Below are 21,652 nucleotides of genomic sequence, written 5' to 3'. Positions count from 1 at the left end.
GACCATGTCCCAACTCACTATCGATCAGCTTATCCATGCGGAGGTAAAAACCTCCCCATTCCCCCATTTCTATTTGGAGCGATCCTTGGCCTCTGACGAGGCTACAGCTCTCATTAAGGAGTTCCCCCCTCTACATAAAGGCGGCAGTTTTAATATTAAAGATGTAAAGACTTCTGAACGACTACGTCACTTTATCCAGCAATTCGACAGCGTAGAGATACGACGTATTCTTGGGAAGAAATTTGATCTGGACCTGTCGGATAAGCCTATGATGGCCACACTACGCGGATACTCCCGGGCAAAAGACGGACGCATCCATACAGACTCAAAAAGTAAATTAATCACTGTACTTGTCTATCTCAACGAGGAGTGGACAGCAGCTACTGGGCGATTGCGTATCCTGCGTAGTGGAGACAATATGGAAGACTATACTGATGAACTGCTCCCCGGCCCCGGCTCCCTATTAGCCTTTAAAGTGACAGATAATTGCTGGCACGGTTACCCCAGCTTCGAGGGCAAACGACAGTCAATCCAGATCAATTTCCTTACCGGGAACAGAGCGAAAAATAAGCATCAATTTTTTCACGGTATCAGCGCTCGATTAAAGTCTTGGTTTAAATAGTTTATTTTCATAACCATATTTTGATAATTTTCTAATTATTATTTGGTATCAAAAGTTTGCAGTGAGATGTAGCCCTTTTCTCTCCTAGAAGGTAACCTGTTAGCAGTTTTCGCCGAGGCAATAAACCAACTTCGGTAAGCAGCAGATCCGCTATTTATGAGCCGCAAGCGTATCCTCCAAAACTATCCGCGCCTGTCCCGATGGCAGGCGATGCTGCTTTTATTGGTTTTCCTTAGTGCCCGTGGCTTGGTACCTGCTGGATTTATGCCCGCTGCATTTGCAGCCGGTACACCTTATGGCCTCTGCCATGGAGACAGTCGTAGCGCCCTTTTGTTAAATGCGCTAACCAATCCGATACAGCAACACCATCACGGCCATCAGGCAGATCACCTTGATGGTCACAACCACAATACACTGACGGCCCATTCTTTTGCCGACAACTACTGTAGTTTCTCTGTCGTTACCAATATTGTCAGTGCACCCGCAACGGATCTGGGTTTACCAAGCGCAGAGGCAGTTGTTGCGACGTCACCTTTTAGTTTCACCTTAGCACCTTCCAGCGCCTACACCCGCCCTCTTATCCGAGCCCCTCCTCACTAAACCCGCTTTTTAAAATTTCTCCCGGCAGCGTTTGCCGTGAATTTCCGAGGCTATACGTGCTTCCACGAGTTGGCCTGCGCTAACTGCTTTCTACAAGTAGGGCCCGGTTATGCCTGCACGCGCCGCTTCAAAATAGAGGAGCTCCAGTTGGCCGAACAGTCAGCAGGAGCAATCTGCGCACGCCTTCTATCTAGAGAGTGCGCGTTTGTCTGCGCCTGTAGCGCAGCCCAAGAATGGAAAAGTCATCATGCAAAAGAAGGTAAAAGTTAAATCCTATCAATCAAATGAACTTGGAGAGTGCGCCAATAAATTTCACCTGCCTAGGCCACTCAGTCTAGTGATTATCGCCAGTTGTACTTACTCCAGTAATCTACTCGCTAGCGAGATGGCGGATAACAGCAACAGGGAAATGGAGCATATGGTTGTCACCGGAGTAAAAACAGAACTGCCTCTCAACCTGGTTACAGATCCAAAAATGCCCCGCCAACCTCTGCCAGCCAATGATGGCGCCGATTACTTGAAAACCATTCCCGGTTTTTCCGTAGTGCGTAAAGGCGGTACTAGTGGTGATCCATTACTTCGCGGCATGGGCGGCTCAAGACTCGGGATGTTATTGGACGGTGAATCAATTATGGGAGGTTGCCCAGGCCGCATGGACCCACCCACCGCTTACATATTTCCAGAGAGCCTGGATGAGATCGAAGTCATCAAGGGACCCCAATCTGTTGTACACGGCCCCGGCCATTCTGCAGGGGTAGTATTATTCAAACAGCTACGGGATCGCCCCGTTGAAAATGAGTGGGATATGCATGCGAGCCTGCTAGGTGGCAGCGCCGAACACAGGGACGGTCTATTCGATATCGCCTATAAAACACCCCTCTTTTCCCTGGGCGGTTCAGCCACGTCAGCCTCTGCCGATGACTATGAAGACGGCGATGGCAACAAGGTACACTCCAATTACGCGCGCTGGAGTAGTAAGGTGAGTTTGGCCTGGACGCCAAATGACAACACCCGCCTGGAGTTAGATAGCAGCTTTAGTGATGGCGAAGCAGCCTACGCTGACCGCGGGGTGGATGGCACCAAGTTTGCTCGGGACAGTTATAAGGCCAAGTATACCCTTAGCAATATTGGCGACCTGTTGAATGCCATTGAGGTACAGGGCTATTTCAATTACATCGACCACGTCATGGATAACTACAGCCTGCGCCAACCCTCTGGTATGACAACCAACCCAACCTCTATGAACCTGGACAGCGAAACCATTGGAGCCAAACTGAGCCTATTGTTTACCCCCTCAGAAAATATCGAATTAACCACCGGCCTTGATACCCGTGAGAACCGCCATACCAGCCGCATGAGCATGAACCAGGAAATGGTGGATTACCGCAAGCTGGACCGGGATGCAGATGCCGAATTTTCCCAGCTAGGTATTTTTTCCGAGGCGACCTGGGAAATGACTCCCGACCATCATTGGATTGCCGGTGCCCGGCTGGATAAATGGAAGGTGCGCGACCTCCGCGACACTATTTCACTTTCCATGATGTCCGCTATTGAAAACCCAACTGCTGGGAAAAGCCGCTCGGAATCTTTACCCAGCAGCTTCCTGCGCTATGAATGGACGTCGCAAAATGCTCCCAACACCTCAACAACAGTTTATGCCGGATTGGGTTACAGTGAACGCTTCCCGGACTACTGGGAGATATTCGCTCGCGAAGCAGAGAATTCCTATAGCGCGCTGGAGATCAACTCAGAAAAAACCACCCAACTGGATGTCGGATATATATATCGTAATGACAAAATCTCTGCCAGCATTTCAGCCTATGCCAGTGATATTCGTGATTACCTGATGGTTCAAAATGATTACCAGAAAATGATGATCATGACGGATATTGACGCCATGCCTTCAATGAACAACGGTATGGGGAATTCATCAGATATGCGCACTGTTGCGGTGATGCGCAATATCCAGGCGCGTACCTGGGGACTGGAACTGGATGCCAGCTACCAACTGAGTGAATACTGGCGCACGGAGTTCACCCTGACTTCGGTACGCGGTGCCAATGATACTGATAAAACCACCCTGGCTCAGCTCCCCCCCCTGGAAACTCGCCTCGGGCTTCACTATGAACAGCCCCAATGGTCAGCGGGAATATTGTGGCGGGCTATAGCCCGCCAGAACCGTGTAGATGCCGGCAAGGGCAATATTATTGGTCAGGATTTCGGTTCCACAGATGCTGCCGACGTAGTGTCCATCAACGCAGGCTGGCGCCCAATTAAAAACCTGTTGATCACCACCGGCATCGACAATATATTGGATAAAACTTACGCTGAGCATGTAAGCCGCGCCGGCGCAGAAATACCCAATTTTCCACAGATCACCAGGGTGAATGAACCGGGCCGTACCTTTTGGCTGAAAACAGTTTACCGTATCTAGAATCGCAGTTTTTCTGGGAGCAAACTCTTTGCTCTGAATTTATAGGAAAAATATACATTAACAAGGCGCTCCTATGGGAGCGCCCTCAAGATTTAAATAAAGAAGGAAATAAATTTACCAGTGCAATTGCTGTCGATTACACTTTACAAAACAATAGTTGAGCTATCACTGACCACCAACGCACCACCCAAGGGAAGCTCGAATCACTCACTAAATAGTCCACCCTTTTTTAAAATCGATAGGAAAAATTTGCAGTCAATGTACGCAAATGTCCTAAATTTACCCTTCGTACGGAAGCTATGTCATTGTAATTATATTCAATGGAAGTGTCGAAATCCGGAGTCCACATAAACCGGTAGCCAACACCTAAGTTCCAGAAAGTATCGCTGCCATTAGTATTAAACACATGTATAAAGCGGTCATCGTAAAACTGATATTGCCATCTATTACCTCGGTGGTACCAGTAACCGTGCTTGCGCACATTGTTTAACTCAATATCGGCATAATTCCAACCAACCATCCAGTAAAGACACTGCAGATAGCAATTTAGGGTAAAATCCACCTTAAAGTTTAGCCCTACCTGCCTGACCTCAACCCAGCTGTCATCAAAACGGGAGGCTCGCAATTCCACCTGCCACACCCCCACTGCCGGGGTAATGCCAATACTGACATAACCAAAAAAATCCCGGTTGTTGGTGAGCTGCTGCTCTCCGGAACCCAAACCCAGAGTGCTGATAACCCTGTATTCCCCCGATTGAATACCATCGAATGGGTTGTTCCATTCCACCGCATTAACCACTGGAGCAAACAGCAGACCCAGAACACACAAAACCATCCTCATTACATCCTTCCTTGTAAAACAAATCCCAATACAGATAAATACCAATCGTCTTATCTAGATGCTCTCTACATCGATGATGGCCCAGATGCCACCTGCAAAAGCTGGATTTTCCCGCAGAGTATCCACCTCCTGAGGTTTGGGCATGGGTTTTCCGGCATGACGCAATTCCTCTAGGCGCAGGAAAATAGTTTCCGCCATTTTTTGTAGGGCAGCGTCCAGGGTTTCGGCATGACAATGACAATGCGGCAAATCTGGCGCTATGGCACCAAAGCCGGCGTATTCAATATTGTGAAGCACAACCGGATAGCGCATTGGAAAATACTCTTATACATTAACTTTCCAAAGCGTAGACGGATTTCAATTACAAGGAGAATTTTTGACAAGGAAAATCAACAAGCTCCAGAATTAATGGCTGAATTTCCCAGCTTCAGCACCTGGCAAATGGAACAATTACTAAAAAGAGGGAAGGAAAGAATACACTGCGCTCGGGACCGTATGAGGCCTGGATGTCGATTACGAGCTTACAGGGATGTATTCACAGCGCGTCGCGAGCGCAGTGTATTCTTTCCTTTTGACCCAGTAGTAGGTTCTTTCGACGGGTACACCTGAACCCCAGACGAAACAAATGAAATGTGCCTCCAAAAGCTCTGCTTGGTATTTTTTAGTGTTCACCTATAGCAATCCCGAGGGCAGATAAAACAAAGGGGACAATTTTGAGAGATAGGCAAATCGGGATAAGTCAGCCTTCCGGCATTTTACCCATAGGTCAAAGCCGACAATTTTCAGCGTGGCATCCTTCCCAATAATGCTCGGCGTGAAAATATCATGCCGTTATAGGTGCGCCTCAGCAGAGTTTCGTTTTCCGATATTGTATCAGCAAGCATTTCCACCTGGCGCTGCAACCAGTCAATTTCCTGTTCCAGCTCCCGGCGCAGGCAGCGTATTTCACTAATTCGGGTTGCACCCGATTTTACCGGACTGGGCATATTTCCGGCCTTTATTGTTGCGCAAGAGCGCATTTATAGAGGAAGTCATTCCCCCCGCCATAGGACAACGGGGGCAAGGCAATCTTAGTTCACTGTGTATTTACTCGCTAGTAACTCCTGCCAACCAAAGGAAGTGTCGCCGATCACATAAAAATACGGATTCAACAATGAGTCTTTACTGTTGTAACGCAGCAGCTGGAACTGGTCATCAACCACAGTGCCCCCAGCGGCCTCAACCACCGCCTGAGCCGCTGCGGTATCCCACTCGCAAGTCGGCGCTAGTCGCGGATAGAGATCCGCCGCGCCCTCAGCCACCAAGCACAACTTCAGCGAACTACCCATATTTTTACAGACCGCCGTACCCAACTTGGATTCGATACGCTCAACCAGCTCATCTACGGCACCTGCGCCGTGACTGCGACTGGCAACCAGCTCCACTGCCTCGCCTGCAGCCAGGCGCGGCTTGAGGGGGCGCACATGGATATCCGTTTCACCGGATTCTGTGCGTTTAAAAGCGCCGTTGCCCTTACAACCGGCATAGGTGATATCCAGTACTGGTACATACACTACCCCCAGCACCGGCTCTCCGTTGTCAATCAAAGCGACATTCACCGTGAACTCGCCGGTGCGGCGAATAAATTCTTTGGTGCCATCGAGCGGGTCGACAATCCAATAGCGCTGCCAACGGCTACGTTCCTCAAAGGAGGGAATTTCTTGCTCTTCAGATAATACCGGCACGCCCTCAATCAGCTGTGCCAGTGCTGGGGCCAGTATCTTATGCGCAGCCAGATCTGCCGCCGTCACAGGGGAATTATCCGCCTTGGTGTCAACTTCCAGCTCGGTGCTGCTGTGGTAAACCTCGAGAATAGCCTCGCCGGCGTTTACGCAGATTTCTATTACCTGCTCCAATAAAGCCTTATTCATTCGAACTTCCTATTTTTCGAGACCGTTATTATAAAGTTTTAGGCGGAAAAAAGATCTTTAATTGAAAGGTAGCGCTCGCCGCTGTCATAGCTGAATACCAGTACATGGCTGCCCGGCGCGAACTCGCCCTCGCGCTTTTTTACCGCGGCTAAGCTGGAGCCGGAAGAAATGCCTACAAATATTCCCTCCTTCAGTGCACACTGACGCGCCATTTCAAAGCTGTCCTCTTCACTCACAAGAATTGTGCCGTCGAGCACCTCGGTATTGAGTATTTCCGGGATAAAACCGGCGCCGATTCCCTGCAGTCGATGTAGCCCTTTTTCACCACCGCTAATCACCGGGGATTTTTCTGGCTCGACTGCAAATACTTGTAACTTGGGAAAAGATTCTTTCAGCACCTCGCCACAACCGCTGATATGGCCGCCAGTCCCCACGCCGGTTACCAGATAATCCAAGCCGTCAGGGAAATCTGCCAAAATTTCTTTTGCCGTGGTTTCCCGGTGTATCTGCACATTGGCGCGATTGGAGAACTGATGGGGCATCCAGCTGTTCTCATATTGCGACAATAACTCTTCGGCTTTCGCGATAGCGCCACCCATGCCTTGCTCCTTGGGTGTGAGTACCAGCTCCGCGCCCATGGCCTTCATCACCTGGCGGCGCTCCACCGACATGGATTCCGGCATGGTGAGAATTAAACGGTAACCTTTGACGGCCGCCACCATCGCAAGGCCAATACCAGTATTGCCGGAAGTCGGCTCAATAATCACGCTGTCAGACTGCAGAGAACCACGGCGCTCCGCATCCTCAATCATCGCCAAAGCGATACGGTCCTTGATGCTGCTGCCCGGATTGGAACGTTCCACTTTCATCCACACTTCGATATCGGGGCGGAACAGATGATTGATTCTCACATGGGGGGTATTGCCGATAGTTTCCAGAATATTGCTTGCCTTCATCAATGAAGCTCTCCGTAAATGGCACACCCGGCAAACAAACCGGCCTGCCAGGGTAGTAAATTCCTGTCCGCGAATAGTAACCCAGATGGCGACTCGCGTGAGTTTCAGGGGACAATAGACCAAGACCTAGAAAAACTGATAGATTCCTTCAAGACAATGACAACCGATAACAATAAGAGCATCGCTATGACCACTAGTATCTCCGCTGCACCGCAGCCTGGATACTTTCTACCGGCGGCATTTATCCTATGTGCTGGCTTTTTTATGCTGCTTGAGGGTCTTGGAGTGCAAGGCCCGTGGATGGCTTCTCTAAAAGCCCTGCCCATCGCAATTCTTGGCGCTATGGCGTTGGGCCAGCTAAAGGGCCTTACCCTTACCCTCACCTTATTGGCCCTGTCCTTTTCCGCCCTCGGCGATGTGTTGTTGGAACTGGAGTTCCCCGATCAGTTTATCTTTGGCCTTGGCGCCTTTTTAATGGCTCAGCTGTTCTATGCCGCCAACTTCTTGCGCTTTGCCGATTTCCGCAACCGGCGCAGCCTGCTACGCGCTGTGCCGGTAATCCTGGCAGCACTACTCCTGGCTCGCCTGATTCTCCCAGCCTCTGCAGAGCTGGCGCCGGCAGTGCTGGTTTACCTATTAGCCATTGTTGCCATGGCATTGGCAGCCGCGGCGCACCGAGGACAGTCAGCCTTACTGTTCGGCGGGGCACTCATCTTTATGCTGTCCGATACGCTCATCGCCCTGAACAAGTTTCTTGCGCCAGTGCCATTTGCTGATATGGCGATCATGTTCACCTATTACGCCGCGCAATTCATCATTCTGTACGGTACCCGTCGCGCCCAGGCATAATGCAGACCTTCTTCGGAGGAAGCTTATCGGGCAACTACACTGTGGCTTCCACCCCCATCACAGAGAGGTAGACAGACTCCATGCTCGACTGGCGAAGTATTGATACCGTATTGCTGGATATGGACGGCACGCTGCTGGATCTGCATTACGACAATCACTTTTGGCTCGACCACCTGCCCAGACGCTACGCTCAGGTACACGGCCTGGACCCGGAGCAAGCTCTGCATAAGCTGCAACAGGAAATTAATGCCCGCCGTGGCACCCTCGAGTGGTATTGCCTCGACTTTTGGGCAGAAACCCTGGAATTGGATATCCTATCGATACTGCGCGAAATCGAGGGGCGCATCGCTCTGCGCCCTCATACGGAGGCCTTCCTGCAAGGGCTGCAGCAACTGTGCAAACCCACCTTCCTGGTGACCAATGCACACCGCCAGGGGCTCAACCACAAACTGGAAATTACTGGTATCGACCGCTGGTTTGACGACATCATCTCTTCCCACGACTATGGGCACGCCAAGGAGAGCTGTTATTTCTGGCAAGCATTGCGGGAGGAGGTGGAGTTCGACCCTAAGCGCACCCTGTTTGTCGACGATAACCAGAGTGTACTGGCTGCCGCACAGGACTACGGCATTGCCCACTTGCTATGTATCCGCCAGCCTGATAGTCGTGGACCGAGGCGAGAGATCACCGACTTCCCAGCGATCCACCATTTCGACGAGATTATGGCCCTTGGTATCGGCGCTACTCAACCGGGCCATGGGTGACGCTGCCCCCTGGTCAAACACTCAATGACAGTTTCGGAATAGATGGAAAAAGTACGTATCGACAAATGGCTCTGGGCCGCACGTTTTTTCAAAACCCGTAGCCTCGCCAAGCAGGCTATTGAAGGTGGTAAGGTGCATGCCAATGGCCAGAGAGTTAAAGCCAGCAAGGAGGTGGCCGTTGGCGCCACTCTAAGCATCCGCCAGGGCTGGGATCTAGTGGAGATTGAGGTCGTCGCCCTGTCCGACCAGCGCCGCGGTGCCGATATCGCTCGTACCCTATATTGCGAGACCGATAGCAGTATTGCCAGGCGCGAGAGGGAGCGCACTGAGCGTCAGGCGGCCAATGCCGGCATTCAGCACGAACGCCCCAATAAAAAACAGCGCCGCCAGATACACCGCTTCCTGCGCGAGCAGAAGTAGGCTCAAATGACTAAGGTGGTGAAAATTCCGCCATCCCTTCCCATAACTGCTACACTGGCCCCATTTGTAACCCGATAGATAACAGCCATGATGAAACGACTAATCGCCATCTCCCTGCTGCTTCTGCTCGGTATGCAGACTGCCGTTGCAGACAGCCGCGAACACGAGCAGCTAAAGCGCTCGATCATCAAAATCTACACCACTGCCGCCGCTCCCGATTACTTTAATCCCTGGGCTCTGCTGAACCCCAAACAGCTATCCGGTTCCGGCGCGGTAATCCGCAATAAGCAGATTCTTACCAACGCTCATGTCATAGCCAATGGCAGCTTTATCCAGGTTCAACGCCACGGAGATGCGAGGAAATTCCGCGCAAGGGTGAAGTTCGTTTCCCACGACGCCGACTTGGCTTTGCTCACCGTGGATGACGATAGTTTCTTCGACGACACCCGCCCCCTGGCACTGGGTAAGCTGCCGGATCTGCAAGAGGAGGTAACGGTCTACGGCTACCCCATCGGCGGTAAATCCCTGTCGATTACCCGCGGCGTCCTGTCCCGGGTAGAGCACCAATATTACGCCCATGCAGAGAGCTACCTGATGGCCGGGCAGATCGACGCCGCCATCAACCCCGGTAACAGTGGTGGCCCTGTCATTTCCAACGGACGTATCGTCGGTGTGGCCATGCAGACTAATCAGAGCGCGGAAAACCTTGGTTATTTTGTTCCACCAAGTGTGATCGCCCACGTCCTCGAAGATGCCAAAGACGGGGTACACCAGGGCTTTCCCGAACTGGGTGTAGTTACCCAGAGCCTGGAGAGTCCATCCATGAAAAAGGCAGCCGGACTCCGTGAAAGCCAGGACGGCGCCATGGTGGTCAAAGTATTCACCGATGCCCCCGCCGCAGAAGTGTTGAAGCCCGGCGATGTACTACTGGAGGTGGACGGCTTCAAGGTGGCAGCCGATCGCACCGTAGAATGGCGTGAGAACCAGCGCACCAACTACCACTATGCTGTGGACCGCCACCATGTAGGGGACAAACTGCCAGTACGCTTTTCCCGCAATGGAGAAGAGCAAACCGCGCAAGTAGCGCTTGCTGCCGCACCGCCTTCACGCGCACTCGTATTGGGCGAACAGTTTGACCAACAGCCACGCTACTACATCTATGGCGGTGTGGTATTCGTGCCCCTGAACATGAACCTGATCAAGCGCTGGGGCAACAATTGGCACTCCAAAGCCCCCATCGACTACCTGTATGCACGCAACCAATGGGGGGAAGAGACACGCCGCGAACTGGTGGTGGCTCTTAAAGTCCTGCCAGCCAATGTCAACCTGGGTTACCACGATTGGAAAAACTGGATTATTGATTCTGTGAATGGCCATAGCGTTGCCGACTTCGATGAATTTGCCCAGCTGATGGAAACCAATAAAGGCGACTTCGTAGATCTGCGCGATCGCTCCGGCTACCGTATGGTGCTGGATGCTGATGAAGCCCAGAAGCAGGAGCCCCTAATTTTGCAGACCTACCATATTCCGCAGCGTCATTCCCAGGGACTGTTTAGCCAGCTGGCCAACAAAGAAGAGTAAGACCCACAACGCGGCCAGGGAGAAGCCATGGAAAAATTTCAAGGAGTCCTGTTCGGCAGCCTACTGTTGGCTGCCGCTACCAATGCCGGTGAACTCTACCGCTGGGTCGACGAAGATGGCCAAGTACACTTCAGTGACCGCCGACCAGCAGGAGCAAAAGCACAAGATATTTCCAGACAACTGGGCCCGATCAACTCTGTCGACGCCACCAAAGCGCCGCTGAGCACAGCCGCTGTTAGCCGCCAACCGCGCGAGATTGAGCGTGAGTACGAACAGCGTGAACAGAAGGAACAACAGAAGCGCCAACAGGAAAAGCAGCGTATCTGCACTGAGGCGCGCAGACGCCTCAATATTCTTAACGGGCGCGTAGCGTTTTTCGATAAGGATGGCCAGGAGGTTCACTACTCTGATCGCGATCGCGAGCAAATGGCCGAGAAGTTCAAACGTGAGATCTCAAGACGCTGCGGTTAAGCCCAGTGCAAACACTACCTCAGCCGGCAGATTCGCTGTCGGCGCCGGAATTTCCCTGGCCAGCTACCATTTAGGCATATACACCTCTAAAATTCCGCGGTTTTAACACCGAGGCACTCGCTCTATGTCCGATCAGCTGGAACGCTTTATCTTCTCCCAACACGATATCCGCGGGCAGATGGTGACCCTTACTGAATCCTACCGCGAAGTGCTGGAGCACAATCCCCTGCCAACACCGGTGGCACGCCTGCTGGGAGAGTTCCTCGCAGCCGCTTGCCTCCTCTCTACCACCCTCAAGTTTGATGGCGTGCTCAGCCTACAGGCCCGCGGAGAGGGGAATGTACCCCTTATCATGGCGGAGTCTACCCACCACAGTGACCTACGCGGTATCGCGCGGGTTGCCGAAGGTGTCCAGATCAGCGATGACGCCACTCTGCACCAACTTATCGGTTCCCGCGGCGCCCTCGCTATCACTCTGGAGCCCAAACGCGGTGAGCGCTACCAAGGTGTAGTGCCGATGGAAAAAGAAAGTTTGGCCGGCTGTCTGGAAGACTACTTCGCCCAGTCTGAGCAATTGGACACGCGCTTCTGGTTGGAGTGTGATGGCAGCAACGTAGGTGGCATTATGTTACAAGTCCTTCCGGGCAATAACGCCGCCACCGCCGAAGAGAATCGAGATGCCTGGGATACAGCGCTGCATCTGGCAGATACTGTCACTGCCGAGGAGCTATTCACAGTCCCCCACAAGGATTTGATTCACCGCCTATTCCACCAGCTGAATCCGGCAACCTTAGGCACCGATGGCATTCGCTTCAGGTGCAGCTGCTCTCGGGAGCGCAGCGCTCGAGCTCTAATCTCCCTGGGTGCCGAGGATATTTACAGGCTGCTGGATGAACAGGGTGGCGAAATTGTCACTAACTGCCAGTTCTGCAATGCCAAGTACCGCTTTGACCGCAATCAGGTCGAATCCCTATTGAGCGCCCCTCCCCACACACTGCACTGAAGAATCTCTACCGGCGAGGCGAAGTCTCCCTCGCCGACTACTGCTGCGACTGTCAACCACCATAATTCGCACAGCAAATGTTAGCGATCGCCATCATAGACAAAGTGAATTTAATTTTACTAATTTTATAATGACAGCGATGTCAAAGTACAAAAAGTGAACGAACTTGCTACCCGCTTATTTCGAATTTTGCAATAATGCGCCCCCCCAAATTTTGCCTGGCTGTTTAATACTTGGACGGCCCCTAATATTTTTTACCATCCAACATTCATGGGTAATCGACGAATGGCACAGATCGACGACACCGCGCTGGTTTTCAAGAACCTATCGCCAGCACAATTGGTAGAGCAGGCTCTAACGCGCGGCGAGGGCAAATTATCTGACACAGGTGCACTGGTCACCGAAACCGGCGCCCGCACCGGTCGCTCCCCTGCGGATCGCTTTGTTGTGGAAGAGCCCTCCACCGCCGACAGTATTGCCTGGGGCAATGTGAATCGCCCTTTCCCACAGGACAAGTTCGATGCCCTGTGGGATCGCGTTGAGGCATTTGTCACCAGTGGCGACAATTTTATGCAGCAGTTGCATGTGGGCCAGGATGAGGATCACTACCTGCCGGTTGTCGTTACCACCCAGACCGCGTGGCACAACCTATTCGGCCGCAACATGTTTATCCGTGCCAAAAATTACAATCCCAAGGGCAAAGAAGAGTGGCGCATCCTGCACGCACCGAACTTCGTTTGCGAACCCGAGCGCGACGGCACCAACTCCGAAGGCTGTGTCATCATTAACTTTGGCCAGCGCAAAGTCCTGCTGGCAGGCATGCGCTACGCCGGTGAAATGAAGAAGGCAATGTTCTCCGTACAGAACTTCCTGCTGCCGGAGAAAGACGTAATGCCCATGCACTGCGCCGCCAATGTTGGTGAAGACGGCGACACCTGCCTGTTCTTCGGCCTGTCCGGCACCGGCAAGACCACCCTCTCCGCCGATCCGGAACGCTACCTGATCGGCGACGATGAGCACGGCTGGACTAAGGGTGCAGTATTCAATATGGAAGGTGGTTGCTACGCGAAAACCATCGACCTGAGCCAGAAGAATGAACCGGTAATCTGGGATGCCATTCGTTTCGGCGCCATTGTTGAGAACGTGGTAACTAACGAACATGGCACTGCTGACTACTGTGACACCAGCCTCACCGAAAATGGCCGCTGCTCCTACCCGCTGGAACACGTGGAAATGCGTCAGCTGGAGAACCGCGCCGGAGAGCCGAAAAACGTAATCTTCCTCACCTGTGACGTATCTGGGGTATTGCCCCCGGTATCCATCCTCTCCAAAGAGGCTGCGGCATACCACTTCCTGTCTGGTTACACCGCGCGCGTTGGCTCTACCGAGCTGGGTGCAGAAGCCGGTATTCACCCGACTTTCTCCACATGCTTCGGCGCACCCTTTATGCCGCGCGCTCCCCGCGAGTATGCCGACCTGCTGATGAAGCGCATTGAAGACTTCGGCTCCAAGGTTTACCTGGTCAATACTGGCTGGACCGGTGGTTCAGGCGATAGCGGCAAGCGTTTCCCGATCCCTGTAACCCGCGCAGTAGTTGCCGCTATCCAGAGCGGCGCGCTGGAAGGTGCCGCCACCGAGCACCTGGAAACCCTGAACCTGGACATTCCTCTGGAAGTACCGGGCGTAGACAAGGCCTACCTGAACCCACGCGAAGCCTGGGATAACAAGGCAGCCTACGACGACCAGGCCGGCAAGCTGGCCAAACTGTTTGCCGAGAACATCGAGAAGTTCAATGTTAGTGAAGAGGTGAAGAACGCGGGCCCCAAGGCCTGAGTTTTCCACTCTAAACCGCCTTTCGGCGACACCAGTTCGCCAAGGTAAAGAAAGCCCCGTCACCATCAGATGCCGGGGCTTTTTTCTATCCACCATGCTCCCACCCCTGTCGAATTTAGCGGCTATAGTGTTTAAACAAGCGCCGACGAAATAGACGTCTGCAGGAAAAACTTTCGTTCGCAAAGCCACCCTGGGAGCAAACGTCGTAATCCATGTCCACAGGCAACTCTTTTACCCGCTTCTGGGCACTGTACCCCCACCAGCCACCCGGTCACAGGGTAAATCGAGCGGTGGTGGGCTGCCTGACCCTACTATTGGCAGGGATACTGCTATCACTGTGGCTCTTTCTCCATCTGAAATCCCAGGAAAAACCCTTCGAAGAAGTAAAAGGCTACCGCATCGCCAGCGAGGAGAGCTTTGATAACTTCCTGCGCAGTGGCAGCAACCGAGAGCGGGTGGAAGCCCTGAGGCGCTACTTGGAAGATCGAGGCCTTGGCGAGGTCACCCCGGTTAAAAATCTGCTTCGCCAGGGCGATGAGTGGCTAGAGCTGAAGGAACCCCCCTTCTCCATTCCTCCCCGGAACCAGTGGAACAACATGGCTGACACCCTGGAATTGTTACGGGATCAGATAGTGCCCCTGATCGGTCCGGTAGAAGTGATTTCCGGCTTCCGCAGTGACAGCTACAACCGCAAGCTGGAACACAGTGACAAAGCCCAGCATCGCAACTTCTGCGCCCTCGACCTGATTCCGAAATCCAATATTAGCCACAGGGAGTTGGCAGAAGAATTACGCGCCCTTCACGCACGTCTGGGTCCAGAGAGCAATTTCGGTCTCGGACTTGGTGATGGGGTTCGCTTCCATATCGACACTTGCGGCTATCGCACCTGGTAATTGGCGGAGTTGCCCATGGATACTCGAGATCAAACACAACGCTGCTCCATCAGCCCTCGGACTCAGCGCCGCCGGCTGCTCCTGCTTGGCGCCATCCTGCTCGCAGCCATTATCGTAGTAACACTGTTTACTTCCGATAGAACACGAGAGTTGCGAGAAAGGCTAATTAGTCCCATAGACTTATTGCCACTGCCAGAAATACCTGAGGTCTATGACATCCAGGGATACCCGGCCGCCTCCGAACGCGCGTTTAGTCAATTCCTCAAGCGGGAAAGCAACTATGCCCTGTTCACCCGGCTGAAAGATTTCCTACGACTTAACCAGGTAGACCAAGTGGTGCCTCCATTTGAATTATTGCGTCAGGGCAGCGATTGGCAAGATCTGGACGAACCGCCGTTTGCCATCCCTCCGGCAGAAAATTGGGGAGCCATGGTGTACACCCTGAGGGCCTTGCAACAGGAAATCGTACCGCGTATCGGCCCCGTGACAGTGATCTCCGGCTGGCGAACCACCAGTTATAACAGTAAAGCGGGCGGCTCCAGAGGCAGCAAACACTTACACTTTTGCGGCCTGGATATAGTTCCCCAGAATAACTTCTCACGTGAGCAGCTGGTGCCAGTGCTTAGGGATATCCATAAGCGCAATGGCCAGCAATGGAATATGGGCCTGGGCATCTATAAAGGCATTCGTTTTCACGTGGACACCTGTGGTTACAGGCGCTGGTAAACCACTCCTGCATCTGCTTAGATAGAGCACGAATAAGGCGCCCAATACCGCAGGGCGGTTGCAGCAGCAGAGGAAATTCCAGTGCAGGAAAAATTAGAAAGGCGCTCTTTTATCCTTTCACTATTATTGGTATCAGTAGCCTTTTTGCTACTGGTAAAACCTTTTTTCACACCCATTTTCTGGGCATGTGCCACCGCGCTGATTTTTTATCCTGTATATCGCCTCCTGATGCAGCGCTTCCCTAACTCACCCAATTCAATGGCGCTGCTAACCCTATTTATGTGCATTGTGCTGTTAGTAATTCCAGTATTAGTGGTGGCGACCTCTTTTATTAATGAGGCGGTATCTCTGTACCATAGAGTGCAGCATGGGGAAATTGACGTTTCCAAGTCCCTGGAACAAATTCGCAGCGCTTTCCCACGGGTTAATGACATGCTCGAGGGCATTGGAGTGGATATTGAGGAGGCCAAACAGCGCCTCCTCGGCGGTGTCATGAATGCAGGAAGCTTCGTCGCAAAAAATGCGATTGAGGTGGGACAAAACACCGTTAACTTTTTTGTGATGCTGGGCTTAATGCTCTACCTCACCTTCTTTCTAATACGCGACGGTGAGAGACTGGTCAACCTGATTATCCACGCCTTGCCCCTGGGCGATGAGCGTGAACATCTGCTACTGGCCAAATTTGCCGAAGTAACCCGAGCAACGATCAAAGGCAATCTGGTAGTCGCCATTACCCAGGGCACCCTGGGCGGTATTATTTTCTGGATACTCGGCTTACCCGCCCCACTTTTGTGGGGGGTATTAATGACACTTCTGTCTCTCTTGCCAGCAGTAGGCGCCGCACTAATCTGGTTTCCCGCGGCAATTTATTTGTACGCAATCTCGGAGCCGATAAAAGCCACCATATTGCTCGCCTACGGTTTTGCAGTTATCAGTCTGGTGGATAATCTGTTGCGTCCCATACTCGTGGGGCGCGACACCAAGCTGCCAGACTACCTAGTGCTGTTTTCTACCGTGGGCGGCCTATTTATGTTTGGCATTAGCGGCTTCGCCATAGGTCCATTGCTCGCAGCCCTGTTCCTCGCCTTCTGGGAAATATTTATGCGAGAGTTTGTGCATCCGGAAGATATGCTGATGCCTCCAAAGCCAGACAACGACTGAGAGAAGCTCCCGTTGTTTTTATCGCGTGGCGGGAGCCGCTGACTTCCGTTCGCGCAATGCTTTCAAGCGCTGGTTGAGATTGCTCATCGGCGCCTGATCAACCAAAAGCACTCCCTCATTGGCCCGATCCAAATCCGCAATCAACAGGATTACGGTAGCGAATGTCAGCGCCAAAGCCAGTACCACCTGTGTCGAGCCACCACGGCTGATTCCCAGCTGATAACCAATAGCAAGCATGGCAAGTATTGTTATGAAGTAAAGCGCCAGCCAAAGGGGCGCGGGAATACGATACTGCAGACCCAGCACCACCCTGGCACGATGTAAATCGATCATCCTGTTAACCGGATCGGCGAACTGACGCAAATAATCCGCGTTGTAATCCCAGGCGATATGATCCTGCACCAACTGCCACAACTCCCGCTGGATTTCCTCGCTCCGCACGATATCTGCGGGATTCACCGGTATGCTGGGGTCAAAATCACGGAGATCCACATACTCCGCTATCAATCCATGAGCGCGTTCTCGTTCCATTTCCTCAAGGAAGCCCACATTCAAATAAGCCGCCTGAATAGTATTAACTTCCTGTAACAATAGAGCCTTGCGCTCATTAAAACGATCTGCGGCCATGTTAAAAGTAAAGGCCAATACGAATGCCACCAACCCCAGGGTTGCCGCGACGGCGCTGCCAATTGAGGACTCCCCATCGGCGACTTCTTTATTCGGGTGCCGATGCCCCCAGAAAACCCCCAACGCCAGGGCACAAAGTACCAGTGCCACCGTAATCAGATAGATTAGGGGCAGTGGTAACACATAGAAGATATTTCCCGAATACATAAGAGCCCTCACAGACTCAGGAAAGTCTGGTTCAAGGGATTGACGCTAGCCAGTTTTCTTGGGCCCTCGGGAAATCCAAATGATGGGAGGCAATGGAGGTGAATCTGCTAGTTTGTACAAAACTGCAGCGGTAGTATAGACACCAACTATACGAGAGCGAAATAACCTATGAAATACTGGATTACCTTGATTGTAAGCGCATTGATTAGCCTGCCACTGATGGCTCTTGAAGTTGGCGACAAGGCTCCGGACTTCTCCCTACAGGGGTCGGATGGCAAAACTCACACTTTATCTGAGTACAAAAACAAGAGCGCGGTGGTGATCGCCTGGTATCCACGAGCCTTCACCAAGGGTTGTACCGTCGAATGCAAATCACTGGCCAGGAATGGATACAAAATTCGCGCATTCAATGCCGCTTACTTTATGGCCAGTACCGATACGATCGAAGAAAATACACGTTTCGCCAAAGAAAATGAAGCCGATTTCCCTCTACTGAGCGATCCCAGCGGAGAAGTGGCCAAATCCTACGGCGTGTTGATTCCAATGATCAATATTGCCCGACGCATTACCGTCTATATCGGAAAAGACGGAAAAATTCTAAAAATTGATAAAGACATAAAGCCCGCCACCAGCGCGGAGGATATTGCTAAAAATCTGGGAAAACTCGGCGTAGAACAAAACAAGCTTTAAATCGAAGCTTTAGAAAGTGGCCCAAACATAGTTACTCCGGGCCACTTTTATCTACCCAACTCCACTGTGGAATTATCATTGGATGACGAAAGAGATTCCAAAACAACATTTCTCTCCTTCAAAATCCCCAAGCCACTTACAAACGCTTAGAGTCTCCTCCCCCTGGCTGGATTTAACCACATGTTCATGTAAATAGTCTGGCTCACCAGAAGTAAAAACACGCCTGTCCGCTTCCCTTAATGCCTCAGCATTCTCCGCCCAAACCAACTGGTCGTCAGTCTTTCCGACCACGTTCTCACCAGCCAACTCACATATCTTGCGGTTTCCCCAAATATATTGTTCATCTCTATTTTTTACCCAGAATAGAAATGGCACATCATTAACGACATTAAGTTCATTACCGGTCATAAAATCACCTGAAAATCGCGCTGGCCAGTGTAGTCCTTTTCAACGATAGCGGAAGCCTTCTATTTATCCTCACATATAAAACTAACGTGCCGTTATTATGGCGTGTAACTTCCTATGAGGAAGTCATGACGACGCCCATACTCACACTATCAAGCAAGAAAGGATTATCAAATACTCTAAAAACTATCCTTACATTTCCAGTGCTGCTTAGCGCCTGCAGCGGTGAAGGAACTGGAGGGGATTATGTGACGAAGTCATCACCTGCTCAGCCTACGCCGACTATTCCCCCCTGTGAGCCCCGCGCCCCACCCTCAACTATCACTCGACGCGGAGTTTTCGATGAAATATTCGAAAACCTCCCGAAAATTACCGTCAGCATTGTAGATACAAAATATATTACTGGCCAAGTCAATGATAATGAATTTAACATTGAAGTTAATTCTGGTCATGACGATGAGCTGGCAACCTTTACTGCAAAAAATTTCATATCAACTCACTGGAACTTTACACTGCAATCTTATGCCGGATCTTTTTGAAAAAATACACTTTCCCATGGAGTTACAACCCTCAAAATCAATAGCCAAACCTGATCACCCCAACACACATCAAGATTGAGATTTAACTCCAAGGAATTTATCTATTGACCGGAACTTAGCGTTGAATATTTTATGATTTAACTTCAACCACCCCAATAATACATATATTTTTTTAAGATAAACGTAAAATAGAGTTTAAACAAAGAATCAATATTCACTAGGTCCCGTCTAGCACACCTGGTAAAGCTCTAAGAATCATTGCCACAGCCAAAGACCCAGAAAACTCAAAAAAAGAAAGCATTTTCAGAATTAATGCTTGAGGGAAACACATAAGAGTTACCCACGCCGATCAGAATTAAATATAACATTCCTTTTCTTATCGACTACAATTAAGTGCTAAATTCCAATGGCAATGTAATTTTAAAAGTTGAATTATTTTTTTAGGGACAGCCACTTTTTGAGCCAGCATGTTCGCCGGATCCACGTCTAGACTCCCGGGAAAAAGCTGAAAAGGAGCTCTTTTAGCTAAATATTATTACTCCCTTTCTCTGACAACAGAGGAAAGCCGACATCCTATCTTCATCTAAGGGACAATCTGAGGAGTGCGTACAGTGAAGAGAAAAAGAGCTGATTAAAAATTCATTTCAATCTAAGCAGTTAATACAAAGATAAAGCTAGGGCTCTTTATTTATAGAACCCCAGCTTTAAGTAATTTATTCTCGACTTATCTCCAGATCCTTCAGCTTCCTTGTCAGCGTATTACGCCCCCAACCCAATAAATCCGCCGCATCGCGTTTGCGCCCAGCCGTGTGCTTTAAAGCAATTTCTATTAAAGTGCGCTCAAAAGCGGGGACAGCCTCATTGAGTATTTCGCGCCGCCCGGAAGAGAGGGCTTGGTCCGCCCAGAGACGCAGGGATTTTTGCCAGTCCAGCGGAGATTCAGCCTCTTGCCCTTGCTGGTGCAGTTCTTGAGGCAGGTCTTCAATATGCACTTCGCGACCAGAGGCCATTACAGTAATCCAACGGCAGGTATTTTCCAGCTGGCGCACATTGCCAGGCCAATCGAGCCTCGACAGATACTCCTCGCTTTCCCTGGTCAGAATTTTTGGTTCCACCCCCAAGTCTTTGGCCGCGGCATTGAAAAAGTGGCGCACCAATCTGGGGATATCCTCGCGGCGATCAGCGAGCCTGGGAATATGAATTCGAATTACATTCAGACGGTGGAACAGGTCCTCACGAAACTTGTGCTGAAGCACTAATTCCTCCAGGTTTTGGTGGGTGGCAGCGATAATACGCACATCCACTTTTACCGGTGTATGACCACCAACCCGATAGAACTCCCCATCCGCCAAGACACGCAATAAGCGAGTCTGGGTTTCCGCAGGCATATCTCCTATTTCATCCAGAAAAAGTGTGCCGCCATTGGACTGCTCAAAACGTCCGGTGCGCTGAGAGCTGGCGCCGGTAAAGGCACCCTTCTCATGCCCGAAGAGTTCCGATTCCATTAGGTCTTTGGGAATGGCAGCCATATTGAGGGCGATAAAGGGATTGTCCCGGCGCGGACTGTGATTGTGTAATGCCTGCGCCACCAACTCTTTACCGGTGCCAGATTCACCGTTAATCAGAACAGTAATATTGGAGTGTGACAGTCGGCCAATCGCACGGAACACCTCCTGCATGGCTGGTGCCTCGCCAATAATTTCTTTATTCTCGGTGCCATTGTCAGGCTCTACATACTCTTCCTGGGCCTGCTCACTGGCGTGTACCAGAGCCCGGCGAGTGACAGCAACCGCCTCGTCGATATCGAAAGGCTTGGGCAGGTATTCGAAAGCGCCGCCCTGATAGGCGGCGACGGCGCTATCCAGGTCCGAGTGGGCAGTCATAATAATGATCGGCAGGCTTGGGCGCTCTGACTGAAAGCGCTGCAGCAATTTGAATCCATCAGAGCCCGGCATGCGAATATCGCTGATCACTACATCCGGTGAATCGCTGTAAAAATCATCCAGGGCGCGATCGCCACTCTCATAGCACTGGGTTTCAATACCCTCCCTTGAAAGCGCCCGCTCCAGTACCCAGCGGATCGACCTGTCGTCGTCAATAATCCAAACGCGATTACTCAT

23 protein-coding genes are annotated in these 21,652 nt (G+C 51.4%); 15 read left to right on the top strand and 8 right to left on the bottom strand.

Annotation, left to right across the window (positions count from 1 at the left end; genetic code table 11):
• Positions 1-4 precede the first annotated feature (4 nt).
• From ACCI49_RS02405 to ACCI49_RS02395, 3 genes are all read left to right on the top strand, one after another.
• Entirely contained in the window at positions 5-622 is a 618-nt protein-coding gene (locus ACCI49_RS02405) for a 2OG-Fe(II) oxygenase (protein ID WP_371837376.1), read from the top strand.
• Between the two features lie 156 nt (positions 623-778).
• Positions 779-1,222 carry a hypothetical protein gene (locus ACCI49_RS02400; RefSeq protein ID WP_371837375.1) on the top strand — a complete coding sequence of 148 codons (444 nt, stop codon included), beginning with the start codon at positions 779-781 and terminating at the stop codon, positions 1,220-1,222.
• A 247-nt stretch (positions 1,223-1,469) separates the two neighbouring features.
• Positions 1,470-3,656 carry a TonB-dependent copper receptor gene (locus tag ACCI49_RS02395; protein WP_371837374.1) on the top strand — a complete coding sequence of 729 codons (2,187 nt, stop codon included), beginning with the start codon at positions 1,470-1,472 and terminating at the stop codon, positions 3,654-3,656.
• 229 nt (positions 3,657-3,885) lie between these two features.
• Here ACCI49_RS02395 and ACCI49_RS02390 read toward each other — a convergent pair whose 3' ends face one another.
• The 5 genes from ACCI49_RS02390 to cysK form a co-directional block, all read right to left on the bottom strand.
• Positions 3,886-4,497 (bottom strand): outer membrane beta-barrel protein, encoded by a 612-nt coding sequence (locus ACCI49_RS02390; protein ID WP_371837373.1) that lies wholly within the window; start codon positions 4,495-4,497, stop codon positions 3,886-3,888.
• Positions 4,498-4,551: 54 nt separating this feature from the next.
• Positions 4,552-4,809: a type II toxin-antitoxin system HicB family antitoxin gene (locus ACCI49_RS02385; protein ID WP_371837372.1), complete on the bottom strand. Its 258-nt coding sequence runs from the start codon at positions 4,807-4,809 to the stop codon at positions 4,552-4,554.
• A gap of 470 nt (positions 4,810-5,279) precedes the next feature.
• Complete coding sequence (locus tag ACCI49_RS02380; RefSeq protein ID WP_371837371.1) at positions 5,280-5,483, bottom strand: hypothetical protein; 204 nt, start codon at positions 5,481-5,483, stop codon at positions 5,280-5,282.
• A gap of 84 nt (positions 5,484-5,567) precedes the next feature.
• Positions 5,568-6,407: a 3'(2'),5'-bisphosphate nucleotidase CysQ gene (gene cysQ / locus ACCI49_RS02375; protein ID WP_371837370.1), complete on the bottom strand. Its 840-nt coding sequence runs from the start codon at positions 6,405-6,407 to the stop codon at positions 5,568-5,570.
• A gap of 38 nt (positions 6,408-6,445) precedes the next feature.
• Positions 6,446-7,363 carry a cysteine synthase A gene (gene cysK / locus ACCI49_RS02370; protein ID WP_371837369.1) on the bottom strand — a complete coding sequence of 306 codons (918 nt, stop codon included), beginning with the start codon at positions 7,361-7,363 and terminating at the stop codon, positions 6,446-6,448.
• A gap of 18 nt (positions 7,364-7,381) precedes the next feature.
• Here cysK and ACCI49_RS02365 point away from each other — a divergent pair, with 18 nt between their 5' ends.
• From ACCI49_RS02365 to ACCI49_RS02320, 10 genes are all read left to right on the top strand, one after another.
• A complete protein-coding gene (locus ACCI49_RS02365; protein WP_371837368.1) occupies positions 7,382-8,212 on the top strand; it encodes a lysoplasmalogenase in 831 nt (276 codons plus the stop codon).
• An 80-nt stretch (positions 8,213-8,292) separates the two neighbouring features.
• Positions 8,293-8,976, top strand: a complete 684-nt coding sequence (yrfG, locus tag ACCI49_RS02360; protein ID WP_371837367.1) for a GMP/IMP nucleotidase — start codon at positions 8,293-8,295, stop codon at positions 8,974-8,976.
• A gap of 42 nt (positions 8,977-9,018) precedes the next feature.
• The gene (locus ACCI49_RS02355; protein ID WP_371837366.1) at positions 9,019-9,396 is read left to right on the top strand and encodes an RNA-binding S4 domain-containing protein; all 378 of its coding nucleotides are present in this window, start codon (positions 9,019-9,021) and stop codon (positions 9,394-9,396) included.
• 87 nt (positions 9,397-9,483) lie between these two features.
• On the top strand, positions 9,484-10,977 hold the full coding sequence (locus tag ACCI49_RS02350) for a S1C family serine protease (protein WP_371837365.1): 1,494 nt from the start codon (positions 9,484-9,486) through the stop codon (positions 10,975-10,977).
• A gap of 27 nt (positions 10,978-11,004) precedes the next feature.
• On the top strand, positions 11,005-11,448 hold the full coding sequence (locus ACCI49_RS02345) for a DUF4124 domain-containing protein (RefSeq protein WP_371837364.1): 444 nt from the start codon (positions 11,005-11,007) through the stop codon (positions 11,446-11,448).
• Between the two features lie 124 nt (positions 11,449-11,572).
• Positions 11,573-12,451, top strand: a complete 879-nt coding sequence (hslO, locus tag ACCI49_RS02340) for an Hsp33 family molecular chaperone HslO (protein WP_371837363.1) — start codon at positions 11,573-11,575, stop codon at positions 12,449-12,451.
• Positions 12,452-12,736: 285 nt separating this feature from the next.
• On the top strand, positions 12,737-14,284 hold the full coding sequence (locus tag ACCI49_RS02335) for a phosphoenolpyruvate carboxykinase (protein WP_371837362.1): 1,548 nt from the start codon (positions 12,737-12,739) through the stop codon (positions 14,282-14,284).
• 212 nt (positions 14,285-14,496) lie between these two features.
• Positions 14,497-15,177, top strand: coding sequence for a hypothetical protein (locus ACCI49_RS02330; RefSeq protein WP_371837361.1), 681 nt, complete (start codon positions 14,497-14,499; stop codon positions 15,175-15,177).
• 15 nt (positions 15,178-15,192) lie between these two features.
• Positions 15,193-15,903: a D-Ala-D-Ala carboxypeptidase family metallohydrolase gene (locus ACCI49_RS02325; RefSeq protein WP_371837360.1), complete on the top strand. Its 711-nt coding sequence runs from the start codon at positions 15,193-15,195 to the stop codon at positions 15,901-15,903.
• A gap of 81 nt (positions 15,904-15,984) precedes the next feature.
• Entirely contained in the window at positions 15,985-17,064 is a 1,080-nt protein-coding gene (locus tag ACCI49_RS02320; protein WP_371837359.1) for an AI-2E family transporter, read from the top strand.
• Between the two features lie 18 nt (positions 17,065-17,082).
• On the opposite strand, the gene ACCI49_RS02315 is transcribed toward ACCI49_RS02320, so the two are convergent.
• The gene (locus ACCI49_RS02315; protein ID WP_371837358.1) at positions 17,083-17,898 is read right to left on the bottom strand and encodes a bestrophin-like domain; all 816 of its coding nucleotides are present in this window, start codon (positions 17,896-17,898) and stop codon (positions 17,083-17,085) included.
• 168 nt (positions 17,899-18,066) lie between these two features.
• On the opposite strand from ACCI49_RS02315, the gene ACCI49_RS02310 reads away from it, so the two are divergent.
• On the top strand, positions 18,067-18,588 hold the full coding sequence (locus ACCI49_RS02310; protein WP_371837357.1) for a peroxiredoxin: 522 nt from the start codon (positions 18,067-18,069) through the stop codon (positions 18,586-18,588).
• 75 nt (positions 18,589-18,663) lie between these two features.
• Here the strand turns inward: ACCI49_RS02310 and ACCI49_RS02305 are convergent, their stop codons facing one another.
• Positions 18,664-18,996, bottom strand: coding sequence for a PAS domain-containing protein (locus ACCI49_RS02305; RefSeq protein WP_371837356.1), 333 nt, complete (start codon positions 18,994-18,996; stop codon positions 18,664-18,666).
• Between the two features lie 125 nt (positions 18,997-19,121).
• On the opposite strand from ACCI49_RS02305, the gene ACCI49_RS02300 reads away from it, so the two are divergent.
• Positions 19,122-19,532 (top strand): hypothetical protein, encoded by a 411-nt coding sequence (locus ACCI49_RS02300; RefSeq protein ID WP_371837355.1) that lies wholly within the window; start codon positions 19,122-19,124, stop codon positions 19,530-19,532.
• Between the two features lie 713 nt (positions 19,533-20,245).
• Here ACCI49_RS02300 and ntrC read toward each other — a convergent pair.
• A complete protein-coding gene (ntrC, locus tag ACCI49_RS02295; RefSeq protein ID WP_371837354.1) occupies positions 20,246-21,652 on the bottom strand; it encodes a nitrogen regulation protein NR(I) in 1,407 nt (468 codons plus the stop codon).

Source organism: Microbulbifer epialgicus (assembly GCF_041447265.1).
Lineage (GTDB): Bacteria > Pseudomonadota > Gammaproteobacteria > Pseudomonadales > Cellvibrionaceae > Microbulbifer > Microbulbifer epialgicus.
This window is presented reverse-complemented; position numbering and strand designations above follow the sequence as displayed.

Coding starts and splice junctions, on each gene's coding strand:
- ACCI49_RS02385 (WP_371837372.1), bottom strand. CDS start 4,809: ATGCGCTATCCGGTTGTGCTTCACAATATTGAATACGCCGGCTTTGGT.
- ACCI49_RS02405 (WP_371837376.1), top strand. CDS start 5: ATGTCCCAACTCACTATCGATCAGCTTATCCATGCGGAGGTAAAAACC.
- ntrC (WP_371837354.1), bottom strand. CDS start 21,652: ATGAGTAATCGCGTTTGGATTATTGACGACGACAGGTCGATCCGCTGG.
- ACCI49_RS02345 (WP_371837364.1), top strand. CDS start 11,005: ATGGAAAAATTTCAAGGAGTCCTGTTCGGCAGCCTACTGTTGGCTGCC.
- ACCI49_RS02315 (WP_371837358.1), bottom strand. CDS start 17,898: ATGTATTCGGGAAATATCTTCTATGTGTTACCACTGCCCCTAATCTAT.
- ACCI49_RS02300 (WP_371837355.1), top strand. CDS start 19,122: ATGACGACGCCCATACTCACACTATCAAGCAAGAAAGGATTATCAAAT.
- ACCI49_RS02400 (WP_371837375.1), top strand. CDS start 779: ATGAGCCGCAAGCGTATCCTCCAAAACTATCCGCGCCTGTCCCGATGG.
- ACCI49_RS02305 (WP_371837356.1), bottom strand. CDS start 18,996: ATGACCGGTAATGAACTTAATGTCGTTAATGATGTGCCATTTCTATTC.
- ACCI49_RS02335 (WP_371837362.1), top strand. CDS start 12,737: ATGGCACAGATCGACGACACCGCGCTGGTTTTCAAGAACCTATCGCCA.
- cysK (WP_371837369.1), bottom strand. CDS start 7,363: ATGAAGGCAAGCAATATTCTGGAAACTATCGGCAATACCCCCCATGTG.
- ACCI49_RS02380 (WP_371837371.1), bottom strand. CDS start 5,483: ATGCCCAGTCCGGTAAAATCGGGTGCAACCCGAATTAGTGAAATACGC.
- ACCI49_RS02355 (WP_371837366.1), top strand. CDS start 9,019: ATGGAAAAAGTACGTATCGACAAATGGCTCTGGGCCGCACGTTTTTTC.
- hslO (WP_371837363.1), top strand. CDS start 11,573: ATGTCCGATCAGCTGGAACGCTTTATCTTCTCCCAACACGATATCCGC.
- ACCI49_RS02325 (WP_371837360.1), top strand. CDS start 15,193: ATGGATACTCGAGATCAAACACAACGCTGCTCCATCAGCCCTCGGACT.
- ACCI49_RS02390 (WP_371837373.1), bottom strand. CDS start 4,497: ATGAGGATGGTTTTGTGTGTTCTGGGTCTGCTGTTTGCTCCAGTGGTT.
- cysQ (WP_371837370.1), bottom strand. CDS start 6,407: ATGAATAAGGCTTTATTGGAGCAGGTAATAGAAATCTGCGTAAACGCC.
- ACCI49_RS02330 (WP_371837361.1), top strand. CDS start 14,497: ATGTCCACAGGCAACTCTTTTACCCGCTTCTGGGCACTGTACCCCCAC.
- yrfG (WP_371837367.1), top strand. CDS start 8,293: ATGCTCGACTGGCGAAGTATTGATACCGTATTGCTGGATATGGACGGC.
- ACCI49_RS02350 (WP_371837365.1), top strand. CDS start 9,484: ATGATGAAACGACTAATCGCCATCTCCCTGCTGCTTCTGCTCGGTATG.
- ACCI49_RS02310 (WP_371837357.1), top strand. CDS start 18,067: ATGAAATACTGGATTACCTTGATTGTAAGCGCATTGATTAGCCTGCCA.
- ACCI49_RS02395 (WP_371837374.1), top strand. CDS start 1,470: ATGCAAAAGAAGGTAAAAGTTAAATCCTATCAATCAAATGAACTTGGA.
- ACCI49_RS02365 (WP_371837368.1), top strand. CDS start 7,382: ATGGCACACCCGGCAAACAAACCGGCCTGCCAGGGTAGTAAATTCCTG.